At 69.5% G+C, this 17,166-nt stretch carries 18 protein-coding genes; 7 read left to right on the top strand and 11 right to left on the bottom strand.

Annotated features, from left to right (window positions below):
• The first annotated feature begins 14 nt into the window (after positions 1-14).
• Together AB0J87_RS14225 and AB0J87_RS14220 are read left to right on the top strand one after the other, a co-directional pair.
• On the top strand, positions 15-320 hold the full coding sequence (locus AB0J87_RS14225; RefSeq protein WP_363965315.1) for a hypothetical protein: 306 nt from the start codon (positions 15-17) through the stop codon (positions 318-320).
• Positions 317-808, top strand: a complete 492-nt coding sequence (locus AB0J87_RS14220; RefSeq protein WP_363965313.1) for a hypothetical protein — start codon at positions 317-319, stop codon at positions 806-808. The genes AB0J87_RS14225 and AB0J87_RS14220 overlap by 4 nt, the downstream gene beginning before the upstream one ends.
• Here the strand turns inward: AB0J87_RS14220 and AB0J87_RS14215 are convergent, their stop codons facing one another.
• Together AB0J87_RS14215 and AB0J87_RS14210 are read right to left on the bottom strand one after the other, a co-directional pair.
• Complete coding sequence (locus AB0J87_RS14215) at positions 809-1,273, bottom strand: hypothetical protein (RefSeq protein WP_363966586.1); 465 nt, start codon at positions 1,271-1,273, stop codon at positions 809-811. It lies immediately after the preceding gene.
• 37 nt (positions 1,274-1,310) lie between these two features.
• Positions 1,311-1,469 carry a hypothetical protein gene (locus AB0J87_RS14210; RefSeq protein ID WP_363965311.1) on the bottom strand — a complete coding sequence of 53 codons (159 nt, stop codon included), beginning with the start codon at positions 1,467-1,469 and terminating at the stop codon, positions 1,311-1,313.
• A 131-nt stretch (positions 1,470-1,600) separates the two neighbouring features.
• Between AB0J87_RS14210 and AB0J87_RS14205 the strand changes: the two genes are divergently transcribed.
• Entirely contained in the window at positions 1,601-2,140 is a 540-nt protein-coding gene (locus tag AB0J87_RS14205; RefSeq protein WP_363965309.1) for a dihydrofolate reductase family protein, read from the top strand.
• A gap of 50 nt (positions 2,141-2,190) precedes the next feature.
• Positions 2,191-3,123, top strand: coding sequence for a prolyl aminopeptidase (pip, locus tag AB0J87_RS14200; protein WP_363965307.1), 933 nt, complete (start codon positions 2,191-2,193; stop codon positions 3,121-3,123).
• A gap of 44 nt (positions 3,124-3,167) precedes the next feature.
• On the opposite strand, the gene AB0J87_RS14195 is transcribed toward pip, so the two are convergent.
• The 4 genes from AB0J87_RS14195 to AB0J87_RS14180 are packed head-to-tail and all read right to left on the bottom strand — an operon-like array spanning position 3,168 to position 6,871.
• Positions 3,168-3,755 (bottom strand): ATP/GTP-binding protein, encoded by a 588-nt coding sequence (locus AB0J87_RS14195; protein ID WP_350722156.1) that lies wholly within the window; start codon positions 3,753-3,755, stop codon positions 3,168-3,170.
• Positions 3,736-4,113, bottom strand: coding sequence for a DUF742 domain-containing protein (locus AB0J87_RS14190; RefSeq protein ID WP_185077533.1), 378 nt, complete (start codon positions 4,111-4,113; stop codon positions 3,736-3,738). Before AB0J87_RS14190 ends, AB0J87_RS14195 begins: the two co-directional genes overlap by 20 nt.
• Positions 4,110-4,529 carry a roadblock/LC7 domain-containing protein gene (locus tag AB0J87_RS14185; protein ID WP_185077532.1) on the bottom strand — a complete coding sequence of 140 codons (420 nt, stop codon included), beginning with the start codon at positions 4,527-4,529 and terminating at the stop codon, positions 4,110-4,112. The genes AB0J87_RS14190 and AB0J87_RS14185 overlap by 4 nt, the downstream gene beginning before the upstream one ends.
• Complete coding sequence (locus AB0J87_RS14180; protein ID WP_363965304.1) at positions 4,526-6,871, bottom strand: nitrate- and nitrite sensing domain-containing protein; 2,346 nt, start codon at positions 6,869-6,871, stop codon at positions 4,526-4,528. The genes AB0J87_RS14185 and AB0J87_RS14180 overlap by 4 nt, the downstream gene beginning before the upstream one ends.
• A 609-nt stretch (positions 6,872-7,480) precedes the next feature.
• Between AB0J87_RS14180 and AB0J87_RS14175 the strand changes: the two genes are divergently transcribed.
• Positions 7,481-8,362 (top strand): terpene synthase family protein, encoded by an 882-nt coding sequence (locus tag AB0J87_RS14175; RefSeq protein WP_363965302.1) that lies wholly within the window; start codon positions 7,481-7,483, stop codon positions 8,360-8,362.
• A 17-nt stretch (positions 8,363-8,379) separates the two neighbouring features.
• On the opposite strand, the gene AB0J87_RS14170 is transcribed toward AB0J87_RS14175, so the two are convergent.
• Positions 8,380-9,903 carry a prenyltransferase/squalene oxidase repeat-containing protein gene (locus AB0J87_RS14170; RefSeq protein WP_363965300.1) on the bottom strand — a complete coding sequence of 508 codons (1,524 nt, stop codon included), beginning with the start codon at positions 9,901-9,903 and terminating at the stop codon, positions 8,380-8,382.
• Between the two features lie 11 nt (positions 9,904-9,914).
• Entirely contained in the window at positions 9,915-11,276 is a 1,362-nt protein-coding gene (locus AB0J87_RS14165; protein WP_363965298.1) for a cytochrome P450, read from the bottom strand.
• 297 nt (positions 11,277-11,573) lie between these two features.
• Here AB0J87_RS14165 and AB0J87_RS14160 point away from each other — a divergent pair, with 297 nt between their 5' ends.
• The gene (locus AB0J87_RS14160; protein ID WP_363965296.1) at positions 11,574-12,584 is read left to right on the top strand and encodes a polyprenyl synthetase family protein; all 1,011 of its coding nucleotides are present in this window, start codon (positions 11,574-11,576) and stop codon (positions 12,582-12,584) included.
• A 25-nt stretch (positions 12,585-12,609) separates the two neighbouring features.
• Here AB0J87_RS14160 and AB0J87_RS14155 read toward each other — a convergent pair whose 3' ends face one another.
• Positions 12,610-13,539 carry an aldo/keto reductase gene (locus tag AB0J87_RS14155; RefSeq protein WP_363965294.1) on the bottom strand — a complete coding sequence of 310 codons (930 nt, stop codon included), beginning with the start codon at positions 13,537-13,539 and terminating at the stop codon, positions 12,610-12,612.
• A 126-nt stretch (positions 13,540-13,665) separates the two neighbouring features.
• Between AB0J87_RS14155 and AB0J87_RS14150 the strand changes: the two genes are divergently transcribed.
• Positions 13,666-14,211 carry a TetR/AcrR family transcriptional regulator gene (locus AB0J87_RS14150; RefSeq protein WP_350722143.1) on the top strand — a complete coding sequence of 182 codons (546 nt, stop codon included), beginning with the start codon at positions 13,666-13,668 and terminating at the stop codon, positions 14,209-14,211.
• Here the strand turns inward: AB0J87_RS14150 and AB0J87_RS14145 are convergent.
• Both AB0J87_RS14145 and AB0J87_RS14140 read right to left on the bottom strand, forming a co-directional pair.
• Complete coding sequence (locus AB0J87_RS14145) at positions 14,149-15,792, bottom strand: wax ester/triacylglycerol synthase family O-acyltransferase (RefSeq protein WP_363965293.1); 1,644 nt, start codon at positions 15,790-15,792, stop codon at positions 14,149-14,151. The genes AB0J87_RS14150 and AB0J87_RS14145 overlap by 63 nt on opposite strands.
• A 143-nt stretch (positions 15,793-15,935) precedes the next feature.
• Positions 15,936-16,982, bottom strand: a complete 1,047-nt coding sequence (locus tag AB0J87_RS14140) for a sulfite oxidase (RefSeq protein WP_363965292.1) — start codon at positions 16,980-16,982, stop codon at positions 15,936-15,938.
• Between the last annotated feature and the right edge of the window lie 184 nt (positions 16,983-17,166).

Raw genomic sequence — 17,166 nt, 5'->3', positions numbered from 1 at the left:
GAATGATGCGAGATATGAAGTGGCGGGTGCTGATGTGGACCGCCGTGGCGGCCGGGGCGGTCGTCGCGGCGGGGCTGGGCGCGTACGTCGCGGTGGCCGGGATGGACAAGGCGGCGGGACCGGCCGGGGTGATCGCCGCGTTCTGCGAGCTGGCCGCCCTCACGCTCGCCGTCACCGGCTGGATCCGGCAGCGGCAGGCACCCGGGAACGGTGAGCGCGAGGCGCGGACGCCGCCCGGCTCCGGGGCCGTGGTGCACATCCAGGAGGGGAAGGGCGTGCAGATCGGTGACCACAACGAACAGACCAACAACTTCGGATGATCCCGCAGGGGCTGTTCGCTGGGACGGCGTCGACCCTGAGCCGGTGGATGGAGCGGGAGCGGGTGCTGGAAGCGCTGGCCGGCATGGTGGAGGACGACGGCGGTGTGGTGATCGCCAATGACGGTTGCCTGGCGCGGCCGATCACCGCCTGGCAGCACGCCATCGAAGAGGTGCAGCACCGGTTCCTGGGCCCGCTCCCCGAGACAGGTGCCGGGACGCCGGCCAGGTCGCATGCGGCGGTGCTGGCTGATTCGCCGTTTGCCCACGTCGCCCGGGAGGCCCATGAATTCGAGCGGTCGTGGACGGCGGAGCGGATCATCGGCTACCTGTATTCGACGTCGCTGCCGCTGCGGCGGCTGCTCGGTGATCGGCGGCCCGCCTTCGAGCGGGCGATCGCCGAGGCCCTGCTCGAAGCCGACCCGACCGGCCGGTTCCTCGAACCGGTGCGCCTCGAAGTGCTGCTGGCCCGGAAGAGGCCCTTGGGCTGATCAGCGCGGCGGTACGGCGGCCACGGCGAGAAGGTGGGCACTGACGTTGATCATCAGAGGGTCCTGCTCGGCGACGCGGGCGCACTGGAGCGCCGCGTCCACAAGCTGATCGAGTTCGCGTTCCCCGGCGACGTCCAGAGCAGGCCAGGCAGGCCCTTCGACTCCGTACACGTGCACGTCCTTCAGCCCTGTGCTCTCCAGTTCGGCTCTCAGCTCGTCCGCGGTGTGGAAATGGGTGGGCATGAAGCCCACGTGCCCGTCGTAGTCCCCGGTGGCGATGACGTGCCTCACCGCGGGGGTCATCTCCGTGGTGAGCCGTCCTGTCGTGCCGGTCTCCAGGAGCGACAGGTAGCGGCTGATGGCGGCGGCCACCACGAGGCCTCCCGGACGCAGCACCCGCCGGGCTTCGGCGAGCGCCTGGGAGCGGTCGGCCGCTTCGGTCAAGTGGTAGAGAGGGCCGAGCAGCAGGACGACGTCCGCGCTCTGATCCGGGGCACGGAGCTCACGGGCGTCGCGGTGACGCCGGGCAGGGAGGCCGCGTCAGCGTGCGCCTCAGCAGCTCTTGGGTACGCCGGTACTCCAGCATGCCGTGCGGCGATCTCGTGAGGCGTGTGCTCTCGGAGGTCGCCTTCGTGTAGTGCTCCACAAGCTCGATGGTCACGGGATCCATGGTGCCAGTGGGGATCCGGCGGAGGCGCTGTCGCTTCTGTACAAGATGCGCGCGTTCCTCGCTGCCTATGCTCTGAGCACGCCGAACGGGGCGAACACCTCCAAGACGCAAGGAACGGAACCATGGCTAAGATCATTTCGAGCTTCTTCATCTCCCTCGACGGCGTGGTCGAGTCGCCCGACCAGTGGCACTTCCCGTACTGGAACGACGAGATGGGCGCCGTCGTCGAGGCGGGCATGCAGAGCGCGGCGGCGATGCTGATGGGCCGCAAGCTGTACGACGAGTGGTCCGCGTACTGGACGTCGGCGGAGAGCGACAAGGAGATCGCCGCGACCTTCAACGCCCTTCCCAAGTACGTCGTGTCGAGCACCATGGAGAAGGCGGACTGGGAGAACACCACCGTCGTCAACGGCGACGTCGCCGCCAGGTTGCGCGAGCTCAAGGAGCGGGTCGACGGCGACATCCAGATGTCCGGCTCCGCGACGACCGTGCGGTGGCTGCTGGCCAACGGGCTGCTCGACGAGCTCAACCTGCTCGTCCACCCGATCGCCGTCGGCCATGGGCAGCGGCTGTTCGAGGACGGCCCTACCCACGCGCTTAAGCTGGTCACGTCCGAGACGTTCGAGACCGGCGTGCTCAACCTGCGCTACGAAGCGCCTTGAGGACGGTCACGGCGCCGTCCCCAAGCCCGGCGGGCGTTACCTTGGCGCCTATGTATTCTCCGATCGAAGCGTACGACCAGGGCATGCTCGACGTGGGCGACCGCAACCAGGTCTACTGGGAGGTGAGCGGCAACCCGGCGGGCAAGCCGGTGTTGATCGTGCACGGCGGTCCCGGGGGCGAGTTCTCGGCCAACTGGCGGCGCTTCCACGACCCCGAGGTGTACCGGATCGTCCTGTTCCACCAGCGGGGATGCGGGCGCAGCACGCCGAACGCCGGGCTGCCGGAGACCGACCTGTCGGTCAACACCACTCAGCACCTCATCGCCGACATGGAGCTCCTGCGGGCGCACCTGGGCATCGAGAAGTGGCAGCTGGTCGGGGCCTCGTGGGGCTCGACCCTGAGCCTGGCCTACGCGCAGCGGCACCCGGAACGGGTGAGCGAGGTGATCCTGATGGCGGTCACCGCGAGCCGCCGCAAGGAGATCGAGTGGATCACCCGGGACGTGGGACGGGTCTTCCCCCAGGAGTGGGAGCGCTTCCGCGACGCAGTGCCGGAACAGGACCGTGACGGGAACCTGGCCGCGGCCTACGCCAGGCTCCTGGCCGACCCGAGCACCTGCGAGAAGGCCGCCCGCGACTGGTGCGACTGGGAGGACACCCACGTGAGCCTCGACCCGCAGTACCAGCCGAACCCGCGCTTCCAGGATCCCGTCTTCCGGATGACGTTCGCGCGGCTGGTGACCCACTACTGGGGCAATGACTGCTTCCTGCCGGAGAAGGGCGACCTGGTGGAGCAGGCTCACCTGCTGAAGGGGATCCCGGGGGTGCTGGTCCACGGCAGGCTCGACGTGAGCGGGCCGCTCGAGACCGCTTGGGAGCTCCACAAGAGCTGGCCGGGCAGCGAGCTCGTGGTCTGCGGCGAGGGACACGGCGGGAGGGACATGGTGGCGGAGGTGGTCGCCGCGACGGACCGTTTCCGCTGAAAAACCCCGGGAGGCGCCCCTGATGAACGGGCGCCTCCCGGGGGCTAGCTGCCGACCGGTTCGGCGCGGAGCCGGGCCGAGTGTTTGACCAGGGCGATCAGGACCTCGCGGCTCGAGTCCTTCTTGCGGGCGTCGCACATGATGATGGGGACGGAAGGGCTGAGCTGGAGTGCCAGCCGTACCTCGTCCAGCTCGAACGACGGCGATCCCTCGAAGCAGTTGACGGCCACCACGAACGGCGTCCCGCGCCGCTCGAAATAGTCGACCGACGGGAAGCAGTCGGCCAGGCGCCGCGTGTCCGCCAGGATGACGGCCCCCAGCGACCCCTCCGCCAGCTCGTCCCACACGAACCAGAAACGCTCCTGGCCGGGTGTGCCGAACAGGTACAGGACGTAGTCGTTGCCCAGCGTGATCCGGCCGAAGTCCATCGCCACGGTGGTCGTGCGCTTGGCCTCCACCGAGGAGATGTCGTCCACGCCTATCCCGCGGTCGGTCAGGACCTCCTCGGTGCGCAGCGGCCGGGTCTCGGAGACGGCGCCCACCATCGTCGTCTTGCCCGCGCCGAAGCCGCCCGCGATCAGGATCTTGATCGCCGTCGGCAGGCGCGGACGCTCAGAGCGAGCGAAGACCATCGAGCACCGCCCTGTACATCTTCATGTCGTGCATGTCCACCTCGGATTGTGGTTCCTGGGCAGAGACGAGTTCGCGGTCGAACAGGTCGCCGAGCAGCACCCGGATCGTGCCGGCCGGCAGGTCGAGGTATGCCGCGATCTCGGCGACCGACTTCGGTTCGCGGCAGAGCTGGATGATGCGCAGGTGCTCCGGGTCGAGCCCGGCGTCGGGGCCCGGCGGCGGGCCCACCGCGAGGGCCATGGAGATCAGGTCGAACCGGCCGTGCACGGGCTGCGTACGGCCACGGGTGACCACGTAGGGCCGGATGATCTCCGGATCCACCCAGTGCTCATCCGTCGGTTCGTCCGCGCCTCTCACCGGTCGCTCCTGGCGACGGCCTCGGCGTTGCGGGCGCCCGAGGTGAGGTACTGGCCGACGCGGGCCACCATCATCGCCATCTCGTACGCGACCAGCCCGATGTCGGCGTTCTGCGCGCACAGGACGGCCAGACAGGCGCGCTCGCCCGCCGTGGTCACGATGAGGAACTGGTTCTTCCACTCCACGACCGTCTGCCGCACGGAGCCGCCGGAAATGTGGTCCGAGACGCCTTTCGCCAGGCTCTGCAGCCCGGAGGCGACGGCGGACAGGTGCTCGCCGTCGGTCCGCTGCAACGCGGCGGAGGAGGCCATCAGCAAGCCGTCGGACGACAGCACGATGGCGTGCTCGACCTCCTTGACACGGCCGACGAGGTCGTCGAGCAGCCAGTTCAGGTCGGTGCCGGAGGTAGGGGTCATGCCTCATCTCCAGACTGCTCATCCAGCATCTTGGCGGCTTCGGTGCGGCCAAGACGGGTGCCTGACTGCAGAGATCCCATCATCGCGCGGATCTCCTCCGGCGAGCGCTCGTCATCGTCCTCCTCGAAGTCGGGCTGCGTGGGCGTGTCGTCCCGCAGCGCTGGCGCCAGGTTGGCCTGGGGCACCCGGAGGGGCAGCCCGTTCGACGTGAACTCGGTCACAGGCTTCTGCTCCGGTTCGGCTGGCGTTTCGGGTTGTGTCTCCACGGCGGTGATCGGGCGGGCAGGCTGGGGGACCGGCGCCGGCGCCGGGACCGGCATCGGGCGTGCGGGCTTGAGCGTCCGCACGTTCTCCCCGGTGACCGGCCGCGACGCGGTGGCCGCCCCGGTGGCCGCCGCGGCCACCGCCGTCGTCCGGCGCGGCAGCCGCTCCCGCCGCCCGCCGTCCTGCGGTTCGGGCGTGGGATCGAGCTGTACGAGCTCCTGCGGCAGCAGGACCACGACCGTCGTCCCGCCGTACGGCGACGCCTTGAGCACCACCTGGATCTCGTGGCGCTTGGCCAGCTGGCTGACCACGTACAGGCCCAGCCGGGCGGTGCCGGTGATGCGGAACTCGGGCGGGTCCGCGATGCGCTCGTTCGCGGCGTCCAGGTCCTCGGGCTTCATGCCCAGGCCCCGGTCCTCGATCTCGATCACGTACCCGTTGGCCACGAGCTGGCCGCTGACCTGCACGTTCGTGTAAGGGGGCGAGAACGACACGGCGTTCTCGATCAGCTCGGCGAGCAGGTGGATGACGTCACCGACGGCGCGGCCGACGAGCACCACGTCGCCCATGGGCATGAGCGTGACGCGGGTGTAGTCCTCGACCTCGGCCAGCGCGCCGCGGACGACGTCCACCATGGGGACTGAGCGGCGCCACGTACGGGCGGGGGCCGAGCCGGACAGGACGATCAGGTTCTCCGCGTTGCGGCGCATGCGGATGGCCAGGTGGTCGAGCCGGAAGAGCTCCTTCAGCTCCTCGGGGTCGGTCTCGCGGCGCTCCATGACGTCGAGCACGGTGAGCTGCCGGTGGACCAGGCCCTGCGTCCTGCGGGCCAGGCTCAGCAGGATGTCGCGGATGCTGCGGCGCAGCTCGGCCTGCTCGGCGGCGACGCTGACGGCGGTGTGCTGCACGGTGTTGAACGCCTGGCCCACCTGGCCGATCTCGTCGTCACCGAAGTCCAGCGCGGGCACCTCTTTGGCCAGGTCGACGTCCTCGCCGCGGCCGATGCGCTCGACGACGCCGGGCAGCCGGTCGTCGGACAGCTCGTGCGCGGCGTCGCGCAGCTTCTGCAGCTGGGCGAGCAGGTCGCGGGCCGTGGTGATGGACAGGATGATCGAGGCGATGACGGCGATGAGTCCGAGACCACCCGCCAGGACCAGCCGGACGATCACGTTGACGGCGACGGGCACGATCCGGTCCACCATGCGGTCGCCCGCGCCGAGCACCATGCCGTTGAAGTCGGTCAGGAAGCGTTCGGTCGCCGACTTCCACTCGTCACCGGTGAACGGCAGGTTCAGAGCGGCCGGGTCATGCTCCATGACCTGCGTTTCCATGGTCTGGAGCTGGACGAACGGCCGGCTCTTGGTCAGCCTGTCGTAGGCGGCCCTTTCGGAATCGGGCAGTTCGGATGCGGCCTGTCCGGCGACGATCCGCCAGGCGCCCACGGCCTGGCTGAACTGTGCCTGGTCGGCGGGAGTCAGCCGCCCCTCGGCGAGCGCGCCGGCAAGCAGCGCGTCCTCCCGGGTGAGGAGCTCGCTGGCGCGGCTCAGAGTGATGAGGGTACGGACGTCCTTGGCGACCTCCTTGTCGTCGAGCGTCGCCATCGACCCGTAGAGACGGTCGATGGGGTCGATGACGTCGTTGTACTCGGTCATCACCTGTACGCGGTCAAGCTTGCCCGCGTCGATGGCCTTGCGTATCTCCTTGACCGATTCGAGCTGCTTGAGCAGGTCGGCGAGCCGCTTCTCGCCCTGCTCGTCCAACGCCAAGCTCACCAGACCGGCGTTGACCGACTCCTGGAAAGCGGCGATGACGCGGTCGTTCTGCTTACGCTGTGTTTCGAGCTCTTTGCGGGTTTGGGGGGTCTTCTCACTCAGCCTCACGACCGAAAGCCGGCGCTCTTTTTGCAGGCCGAAGAGCACCGGGTCGCTGGGGGTCGCAATGGCGGAGTCGAGTTGGGAGACCCACAGGAGGTTGACTCCCTCACGGAGGGTGACCCACGCAGCGAAGACCCACAAGGCCGCCAGGGAGAGCAGCAGAGCCGTGATCTTGGTCCGCAGCCCCGTCTTGCGGAAGCGCATTATCATACCCACCCTGTGCAAGTCATATCTGGTCTGCCGGACACCTTACGTGCGGCGAGGTTACATACAGTATCGATCAAGGAACTCTAGCGCACTCGCAAAGCGCCTCTCAAGAAACATTAATCACAGATGTCAGGTTCTGACAGCCTATTAGTCAATTTTTCACCCAAAGATGTGAGTGTCGGTATACACCGCAAGTGACCCGCCCTACCTGCAGTCATTTCGGCATTCGTAACAACCTCGCAGGCCGTCTTCTTGGCCAATCACAGCGGCCGGCGGGCTCGCCACGGCTGGGCCGCGCCCCTACACCTCCGCGGCGAGGGCAAGACCGATGCCCGCGACGCCGCCGTCATCGCCGACCGAGCCCCGATGCGCCGGCCTGGCTCCCGTCCTCCGCGATCGGGTGCCTCGGGGCGCGGGGCGGCGGAACCCCGCTTCCCCGCCACGGAGATCACGCTCGGCCCTCCCGCTCGCCGGGTCGGAGTGGGCCGTGGGCGCCGCCCGCGTTGTGTCATCTCAGTCGCGGTGTGATCATTAACCGATTCCGAACAATGCGCAGTTTCCAACCCTGGTATCCCTTTTGGCTGGGAGTACCTGACAGGAGCCGTCATGAGCCCCTCGCCGTCCCTCCCTGATGAGCTTTCGTCCGATGCGCTGGCCGCCCGAGCGGCGGAATGTGCCCGTGACCTTCGCAGCACCGCCGCGTGCTACCCCGAACTCTTCGACACCGGTGAGTTCGCCGACACCCCTGGTCAGATCGCGAACATGATGGTCTATGGCACCCCGCGCCATGACCCGGGCGTGCTGCGGGGTCCCTCCCGGCTGGCGTTCTGGATTTTCCCGCTCGACGCGGCCATCGACCGTGATGCGACAGAGCGATCCCAGGTGCAGGCCATCGTCGAGGAATGCAAGGACGTCATCGCCGGCGAGGACCCGCGTACGCCCCTGGCCCGGCTGCTCGCTCACATCCGCGACGACCTGGCTCACGCGCCCGCGTTCGGTCGGCTGGGACCGGTGTGGCGCACCGAGTTGGCCGCGATGCTCGATGCGATGGCGCGGGAATGGGATTGGAAGACCGCGGCCCGGCAGACCGGCGCCGCACCCACCGTGCAGGAGTATCTGGGCAATGCGGCGAACTTCGGCTCCACCTGTGTCGGAGTCTCCCGTTTGATCAGCACCGACGAACCGGAAGCCACTCGCGAGCACCTGCCGGCGATCATCGAGGCCGCCAACGCGACTCAACGGGTCATGCGCCTGGTCAACGACCTGCGCACCGTCAACCGCGACCGCCAGTGGTCGGACCTGAACGCACAGATGCTCGGGCTCGACGAGCACGCTCTGCGGGAACTGATCGCCGAAGAACGCACGGCATGTGACCCGGCGCTGGACCGGCTCGCGCAGTCCTGTCCGGGCGTGGCAGAAGATCTTCGCCGCCAGATGATGATCACCTGGGGCTTCTACTTCGACGGCGGTGATTTTTGGACCGTCTGAGCCGGAGCTCATCGGAGCTAGACCGCCTGCGCCCGGGCCTGACGGCTGAGGTGCGACGACGCGATCACCGCGGCGCGGGTCACGGCGCGGGGGACGTACAGGTCCTTGTCGTGCCAGAGCGGGGGGTGGTCGTCGCCGGTCGAGCGTGACAGGTATTCGTGACCCCGATCCGCCGCACGGATATGCCGCGGATCCGTACGTCCTCGGGTCAGCAGCAGGATCTGCATCGCGTACGCGGTCTCCTCCGCCGTGCCCTCCCAGCGGCCCCAGGAGCCGTCCGGCCGCTGAGTCTCCAGCGTCCACTCGGCGGCCGCGCGCACCGCCTCCCGCGAGACCTCCCCGCCGAAGGCGTCGAGCGCCAGCGCGCAGCTGACGGTGGCGTAGTACGGCGACGCGTGCCACCGGTCCGTCCAGTTTCCGTCCGGACCCTGGCAATCCCGGATCCAGGCGGCCAGCTCGGCGATGGTCTCGTCGTAGCGCGGTGCGGCGGCGGGCCTGCGGCGGACGTACTCGCCGAAGGCGTCCAGCACGTGCGCGTTGACGCTGACCGAGACGCCCTGCTCGCCGGGCCAGGTGGAGAAGTGGGTGCCGGAGCGGAACCCCCACAGGCTGTCCGGTTCGTGCGGCGCGCCGAGCAGCGCCAGCGCGTACAGAGCCACGGACGTCGTGTCGGCATCGGCGGGCAGCCCGGATCCCGCGGGCGTGCCGGCCGGACCTATGGCCGCTCTGATGTCGGCCACCATCTCCGGCGGCACCTCGACGGGCACGCCCGCCCGGAGCAGCCAGCTCAGCACCCAGCCTCGCTCGAACACGGTGATGGGCAGCCCGACGGGCACGGGGCCCCCGTACAACCGGACCACCGCCTCCAGGTGTCCGCGGGCCGGCTCGTGCGCGTCGGGTCCCCCGCCCTCGCCCAGCCAGGCGGCGGTCGCCGCGGGAGAGGCGCCGACACTGCCGATGGGCGTGGGCCGGATGCCGGGCGCTCCGGCGGCCTCGTCGGCCGCGATCTCCAGGGCGTGGAGCAGCTTCTGCGGCACCTCCATGCCGGACTTGACCCAGGATCTGACGGCGTGGAGCGTGTCGTAGCTCATGGCCTCGGGCAACGGGATCGGCGCCCGGCCCGGTAAGCCCTCGACGTGCTGGTTGATGCGGTCGACGAGGGAGGGGACGATGTGCTCGATCGCCGGCATGTCGGGCAGCTCGAGCGGGCCGCTCAGCCAGGTGGCGAGCACCCGCAGGCCACGGTCCGCCGCACCCGCCAGGCGCTCGCCGTCCGTGTCCAGGTCCCCGCGCGTCAAAGCGGAGAGGATCCCCTCGGTGGCGCTCAAGGTCGGCACCACGCCGTACCCGTCGGGTGCGCCCCAGGCGCCGTCCTGCCGCTGGGTGTCGATCAGGTACTCGATGCGTTCCAGGTGGCCGGTCAGCCAGGGGGCGAGCGAGACCAGCCGGCCGGTTTCGTAGACCGAGGGCGAAACCTGCCCCCACGGCCTGAGCATGAGGCTCTGGACGAGTTCTTCCGCTGCCGCGGTGCTGTCCGCCATTTCGCCGATGCTCACGCCGCACGATTCCGTTCGACCGGGTGCAACTGGAGGAAGAGCTTCTCCTTGGGCCGCAAGGTGGCTCCCCCCACCAGGGGCGTCAGCTTCTGCGGGTAGGGCAGCGCCGGCCGGTACCTGGTGAACAGGTTGGCGATCAACAGGGATGCCTCGATATAGAACAGGTGCTGGCCGAGGCAGACGTGCGGCCCCGCGCCGAAGGGGATGAACGAGTAGCGGTGCCGGCGTTCGGACCTCTCGTTGTCCCAGCGCTCGGGGTCGAACTCCGTCGGCCGGGGCCAGAACTCCTCCAGCCGGTGGGTGGCGTACGGGCTGACCAGCACCTGCGAGCCGGCCTTGATCCGGACGCCGCCGATCTCCGTGTCCGCCACGGTCTGGCGGGGGACGACCCAGGCGCTCGGGTAGACCCGCACGAGCTCCTGCAGGACCATGCGGAGATACGGCATCTCGGCGACGTGCGACGGCCGCACCGGGCCGCCGCCTATCACCCGGTCGATCTCCTCCTGCAGCCGGGCGTTCACGTCCGGGTGGTCGTCCAGCACGGCCCACAGCCACATCAGCGACATCGCCGTGTTCTCCGAAGCGGCGCCGTAGACGTTCACCAGGTCGTCGCGGATCTGCCGCAGGTCGGCCTTGCCCTCCTTCTCGAGCCTGGCCGCGAGCAGCGCCGAGACGACCTCCTTGCTCTCCTTGCCCTCGGTGTCCTCGCGCTGCGCCCGCTCGATGAGGGGGTTGATGATCTCGTGGATCTTCCTCGTGGATCGCAGGAAGGCGCGGTCGCCCGGGACCCTGATCGAGTACGGCGCGGAGGGGAAGAGCATGCGGAAGCCGATCGAGCTGGCGCACGTGGCGAACTCGGGAGCCAGCCGTTCGGCGGTGTCACGGGTGATCCGGCCGCCGAACAGCAGGTTGATGACGGCCTGGTTGACGATCGAGGTCATCTGGTGCTCGACGTCGATCGGGCGGCCCGTCAGCGCGTAGTCGTCGAGCTCGACGATGCGCTCGGCGATGATGTCGGCCATGTCCTCGGCCAGTACGGCCGTGTAGCGCGCGGTGAAGAGCGGCTGGAGGATCTTCCTGGCGGATGCCCAGGCCTCACCCTCGCCCATGATGCTCTGACCGATCAGGCGCTGGAGCGGCTGCCAGAACATGCCCGCGCGCACGAAGTTGGTCCAGTCCGTCTTGAACACCTGCTGGACGTGGTCCGGATGCGAGATCAGGTAAGGGCGGAAGGGGCCGAGGTCGAGCCGGACGACCCGCCCGGCGGCGTCGGTGCCCATCCGGGCCAGTTCGATGGCGGGGTTCCTCACCAGCCGGGGGATGGCCCGGTAAAAGGGAACGACTTCGGGCTTGGTCACGGACGTTCCTTGGCGTGCGGCATGGCTGCGCTCCCGGATCTAGGATGCGATCTCTGCAAGGCGGACATTTATCGCGAAAAAAGTGATTTATAATAAATTGTCCGATTTGTCGTTATTTGGGAGGGGGTGGCGGTTTGCCTGTCGCGCGGGGCGGCCTCCATCGCCACGAGTGCTTCCTCCATCGCGTACCGTGTCCGTCTCACGCCGTGGACATTTCCTGACAAATGTCAATCGATGGGTGGAGTATCACATGCTTGTGCATGTAGATTCAAGATCGTACCGGGGTAGGAGCACCGTTTGAATCTCAGCCATCCCTTGGGCGGCGGCGCTGTGGCCCGCTGCCGGGGTCTGCTCGAACCGGCTCTCCGCGAGGCTGTCTCGGTCCTGCACCCGGGGGGCGCCCGGATGGCCGCGTTCGCGCTGGGCTGGTCGGATGCCGACGGGAGGCCGCACCAAGGCGACGGTGGCAAGGGTGTGCGGCCCGCCATCGCGATGCTCAGCGCCGAGGCCGTGGGCGGCACCGCCGAGTCGGCCCTCCCGGCGGCGGTGGCGGTGGAACTGGTGCACGCCTTCTCGCTGGCGCACGACGACATCATCGACCACGACGAGCGGCGGCGGCACCGGGAGGCGCTCTGGAAGGCCTACGGGGTCGGGCCGGCGCTCCTGACCGGCGACGCCCTCCTGGCCCTGGCCGTCGGCCAGCTCGCCGGACGGCCCGAGGCGATGACGTACCTGTCGAGGGCGCTGATCGAGCTCGTCAACGGGCAGACCGCGGACATGGCCTTCGAGAACCGGCCGTGGCGCGGGCCCAAGGCGGTCACGATCGCCGAATACACAGAGATGGTCGCGGGCAAGACGGGCGGCCTGCTGGCGGCCGCCGCGGCGGCGGGGGTGGCCCTGGGCGGCGCTCCCGAGCTGGGCGACCTCATGTGGAAGACCGGGCGCGATCTGGGGGTGGCGTTCCAGATCGTCGACGACATGCTGGGCATCTGGGGCGAGCCGCGCGTCACGGGCAAGCCCGTCTACTCCGACCTGCGGCGCGACAAGAAGACGTTCCCCGTCCTCGCGGCCCTCGCCGCCGACCACCCCGCCGCCCGCGAGCTCTCCGACCTCCTCGCGGAGGGGGTCTCGGACGAGGACTCCGTGCACCACGCCGCCCGCCTCGTCGAGGAGGCCGGCGGCCGGGCCGCCGCGCAGGCCCAGGCGGAGCGGTACGTCGCGGCGGCGGTGGCGGTGATGGACGAGCACCTGCCGGACGCCGCCGACCTGCGCGCCCTGTGCCTCTCCCTGGCGGACCGCGCCCGCTGACCGCAGGCACGGCCCGTCGGATGCGTCAGGCTTGGGAGGCCTCGTTCAGGAGGGCGAGCTCCTCCTCCGTCAGGGTCAGCTCGGCGGCCGCCAGCAGCGGCTGGAGCTGCGTCACGTCCCGGGCGCTGGCGATCGGGGCCGTGATCGTCGGCTGGGCGGCGAGCCAGGCCAGCGCCACCGTGGCCGGGGCCACCTCCTGCTCGGCCGCCACCTTGAGCAGCGCCTCCAGCGCCCGGCGCCCGTGCTCCTTCTGCAGGTACTCGGCCGCCATCCCGGCCCGCGGGCTGTCGATGGTCACCCCGGGCGCGTACTTGCCGGTCAGGAAGCCGCGCGCCAGCCCGAAGTACGGCGTGCTGGACAGCCCCTCCCGGGCCACCACGTCCCGCAGCTCGCTCTCGTAGCCGCGCTCGACCAGGTTGTACTGCTGCTGCAGCGCCACATACCGGGTCAGCCCTTCGTCACTGGAGGTCTTGAGGGCCTCGGCCAGCCGGTCCGCGCCGTAGTTGGACGCGCCGACGTACCGGATCTTGCCCTCGTGGACCAGCGCGTCGAACGTCGCCAGCGACTCCACCAGCGGCGTGTCGTGGTCGTCCACATGTGCCCAGTAGAGGTCGATGTAGTCGGTACGCAGCCGGCGCAGCGAGTCCTCGACCGCCGTCCGGATGGTCGCGGGGGACAGCCCGGTCAGGCCCTCCAGCATGCCGACCTTGGTGGCGAGCACGAGCGAGTCACGGTTGCGGTGCACGTGCATCCACTCGCCGATGATCATTTCTGACGTGGACTCGCCGGTCACCCAGTACGGGTAGACATCGGCGGTGTCGATGAAGTTGCCGCCGCCCTCGACGTACGCGTCCAGGACGGCGAAAGAGGACTCCTTGTCGGCGGTCCAGCCGAAGACATTCGTACCGAGCGATATCGGGAAAACGGACAGCTCCGTGGTGCCTATCGATCTCATTCCGCCATTATCCGCACCTCCCTTGAGCAGGCCCGATGGCACCCCCTCGATCGGCGCCGGGTGGACACGGGTGTCTCGCTTCCGCGGGATGGCGGGGCGGTCGCGGGTGACGCTATGGTGCGAGCTGTGGTGATCGGTGACGCGCGCACGCGCATCCTGGACGCGGCCGAGGAGCTGTTCGCGGGCGGCGGCTATGAGGCCACCCCGACCGCGGTCATCGCGCGGCTCGCGAAAGTGCCCAAAGGGCTGATCTTCCACTACTTCCCGCGCAAGATCGACGTCCTGGTGGCCCTGGTCGACGAGCGCACGCTGGTCGAGGAGGGGCGAGAGGTCGACGCCGTGCCGGGCGATCCGGCGCGGACCCTGTCCAAGCTCGCCCGCGGCCTGCCGCTGCGGGCCTCGCCGGCGATGCGGCGCATCCTGTTCAGGGAGGCCGACACGCACGGCTCGGTCAAGGAGCGGCTCGGGCGGCTGAACGGCGAGCTGATCAGGCGCTCCAGGTTCGCGCTGGAGCTGGCGCTGCCCGGGGCGCGCGGGGACCTGGCCCGGCTGGAGGTGGCGGCGGCCACGTTCGCCGCCGTCCTGCTCTACCAGGAAAACCTCTGCCAGCTAACGGGCCACCAGATCGATCCCGACGCCGTCGCGGAACTCATCGCCCACTCGCTCGTCTAGCAACTCGTCCAGCGCCGTGCGCAGGTGGCCGAGCAGGCCCCACACGTCGTCCATCCGCTCGGGGCAGGCCACGATGCCGAAGTCGAGCATGCCGTCGTAGGAGAAGCAGGTGATGTTGAGGCCGCCGCTCACGTCGGTCAGCACGGACAGCGGGTAGTACGACAGCACCCGCCCGCCGCACAGATACAGCGGGAACTGCGGGCCCGGGACGTTGCTGATGATGAGGTTGATGGGCGGGAACGCCATGCCCGCCAGCCGGAAGATCGCCGGGGTGGCCAGGCTGGTGAGAGGGGCGGGAAGCACCGAGCACAGCTCGCTCAGCCAGGTCGCCGGGGCCAGCGCGAAACGCCGCTTGGCCCGGCCCATGACGGAGCCGACGGCCTGCAGCCGCTCCTTGGGGTCGGGGACGTTCGTGGGCATGGGGGCGACCATGGCCGAGATCTGGTTGCCGACCAGGTCCTTGGCCCCGGCCGTACGGATCGCCACGGGCACGGCGACGATCAGCGGGGCCTCCGGCAGCGCGTCGCGCTCGCGCAGCCATGACCGCAGGGCCGAGGTGCACAGGCTCATGACGATGTCGTTGACGCTCATGTCGTGGGCCTTGGCGACGTTCTTGACGTCCTTGAGCGACAGCGAGCCGAACGAGAGGTGGCGGCGGGCGCTGATCGGGCCGTTGAACGGGGTGCGGGGGACGGTGAGGCTGGGCAGCTCGGGGCGGTCGTGCCGGTCGCCGGCGACCAGCCGCGCGGCCTTGGCGATCAGCTTCGCGCCCGGGATGCCCGCCGCCAGCGGGATGGCGTCGAGGTCCTCGGCCGCCCTGACGACCGACTGGACGGCCCGCACGGGGTGGGTCGCCGTCCGCATGGCCGCCCCGGCCAGCATCGCGGCCAGCCCTGGGACGCCCTCCGGGGCGCGGGTGCCGTTCGTGGCGTGGACGGGGGCGGGTGTCGGGCGGGTGTCGTTCGCGACCTGGACGTGGACGGCGGCGGGCGTCGGACGGGTGTCGTTCGCGACCTGGACGTGGACGGCGGCGGGCGTGGGACGGGGGCCGGAGCGGCGGAGGTGGTCGGCGCTCGCGGTCGGGATGTCGCGCCTCTTGAGGTGACCGTCCGGGGTGAGATCGAGCAGGGTGGCGAGCGTCTCCGCGCCCGAGACGCCGTCGATGGCGGCGTGGTGGACCTTGGTGTAGACGGCCACCCGGCCGTCCACCAGCCCGTTGATCAGGTGCATCTCCCAGAGCGGGTGCGCCCGGTCCAGCCGCCGCGCGTGGATCTCCGCCACCGCGTCCGCGAGCTGCCAGTCGTCCCCCGGAGCGGGCAGCGTCAGCTCGAACAGGTGGTTGCCGAGGTCGAACGCGGGGTCCTCCGCCCAGTACGGATGGTCCAGCCCGAGCGGCACCGCGGCGAGCCGGAGGCTGAGCGCGGGCGACAGGTGCAGGCGTTCGAGGAGGAGCTCGGCCAGCGCGGCCCTGTTGACCGCGCCGTCGGCCGGGTCGAGGATCGCCAGCCCGGCCACGTGAGCGGCGGTGGTCGCGGTCTCGACATTGAGGAACTGGGCGTCGAGTGCGGTCAGCTGGCGCATCTGCTCTCCTTTTTCCCGTGATCTGTGCAGCGTCGCACGATGGGATTTCTGGAAGGTTTCCGCGCGAGTCTTTCAGATGAATTCAGGTGCGCCGTGCCGGCTTTTAGTGAATGTCCAGCTCAGCCTCGGTCGGTGACAATTACCTATCCATTGACCACGTCGACGGGGTGCCGTACGACCGCGTCGAAGTGGTACCCGAACGGATGACGCGGCGTGACCAGGGGTTGGGTGGCCCCGCTCTCGTCGGTGGCGCGCGCCATGAGCACGTACGCCCCCGTGCGCCGGGGGGCCCATGAAATGTGCCATGGCAGCCAGGCGCTGACCAGGTGCTGCCCGTGGTGCTCGGCCGGGCGCCAGCTCAGCCCGGCGTCGAAGCTGACCTCCACCCGGACGATCCTGCCCTGTCCCGACCATGACCGTCCGCGCACGATGTGCGGGCCGGAGCGGGACAGGCGCGCATTCCAGGCGAGTTCGAACGCGCTCTTCACCGGCTGCGTCGTGACGTCCGGGTAAAAGACCGTGTTCCATGGCGTGAAGAGCTCTTTCGTTGAAACTTCTATTTCACCCAGCCATTTGATCGATGCTATTCCCACCCATCCCGGCACCACCAGCCGCACCGGAAATCCGTGGTCCGGCGGCAGGCGCTCGCCGTTCATTTCATAGGCGACGAGGACGTCGTCCATGGCCTTGTCGATCGGCAGCGGCCGGCGTACGTGCCCGTACCCCTCGAACGGCGCGTCCAGCCCCGTGGGCAGCACGTCCACTGCGCTCGGCAGCACCCCGGCCTGCTTGAGCAGGTACTTCAGCGGCACCCCGCGCCACCGCGCGACACCGATCGCCCCGAGCCCCCACTGCGTGCCGGGCGCGGCCTCGTGCTGCTGCGTGCCGTAGAAGCGCCGCCCGTTCCCGGCGCACTCGATGGCCACGTCGAGCGTGCGGGACGGCATGGCCCGCAGCTCGTCGTAGCCGAACTCACGCGGACATCGAACGCCCGCCCCGTGCACCAGGAGGCGCCAGGTGGTGACGTCGATGATCGGCGTGGCGGTGTGGTTGCGCACGAAGAAGCGGGCGTTCGGAGTGTGGTATCCCTGCCCCGACATGGCCTCCCACCGCATCTCCGCGCTCGCACCGTGCACCCTGAACAGGTGGTCGGGCAGCGGCTTCACGATCGTCGCCAGTGCTTGCTTCATGGACACCGCCTCCGTAAGAGCTATTTCCTACCTGTAAACCATTTAATCCCTTCACGCTGTCCTGTGGCGCCCCTCGTTGCCGAATTCTGTCCGACCGGTACGGGAACGTTCCACTCCTCCACCCCGCCCCTTACCCTCAGCCGCCGCTCCCACAACGAGCCCCGGCGCCGCTCCCACCAGCCCT

It is taken from the genome of Nonomuraea sp. NPDC049625 (genome assembly GCF_040675285.1).
Classification (GTDB): domain Bacteria; phylum Actinomycetota; class Actinomycetes; order Streptosporangiales; family Streptosporangiaceae; genus Nonomuraea; species Nonomuraea angiospora_A.
Note: the sequence above shows the minus strand (reverse complement) of the source record. Positions and strands in the feature narration are given on the sequence as shown.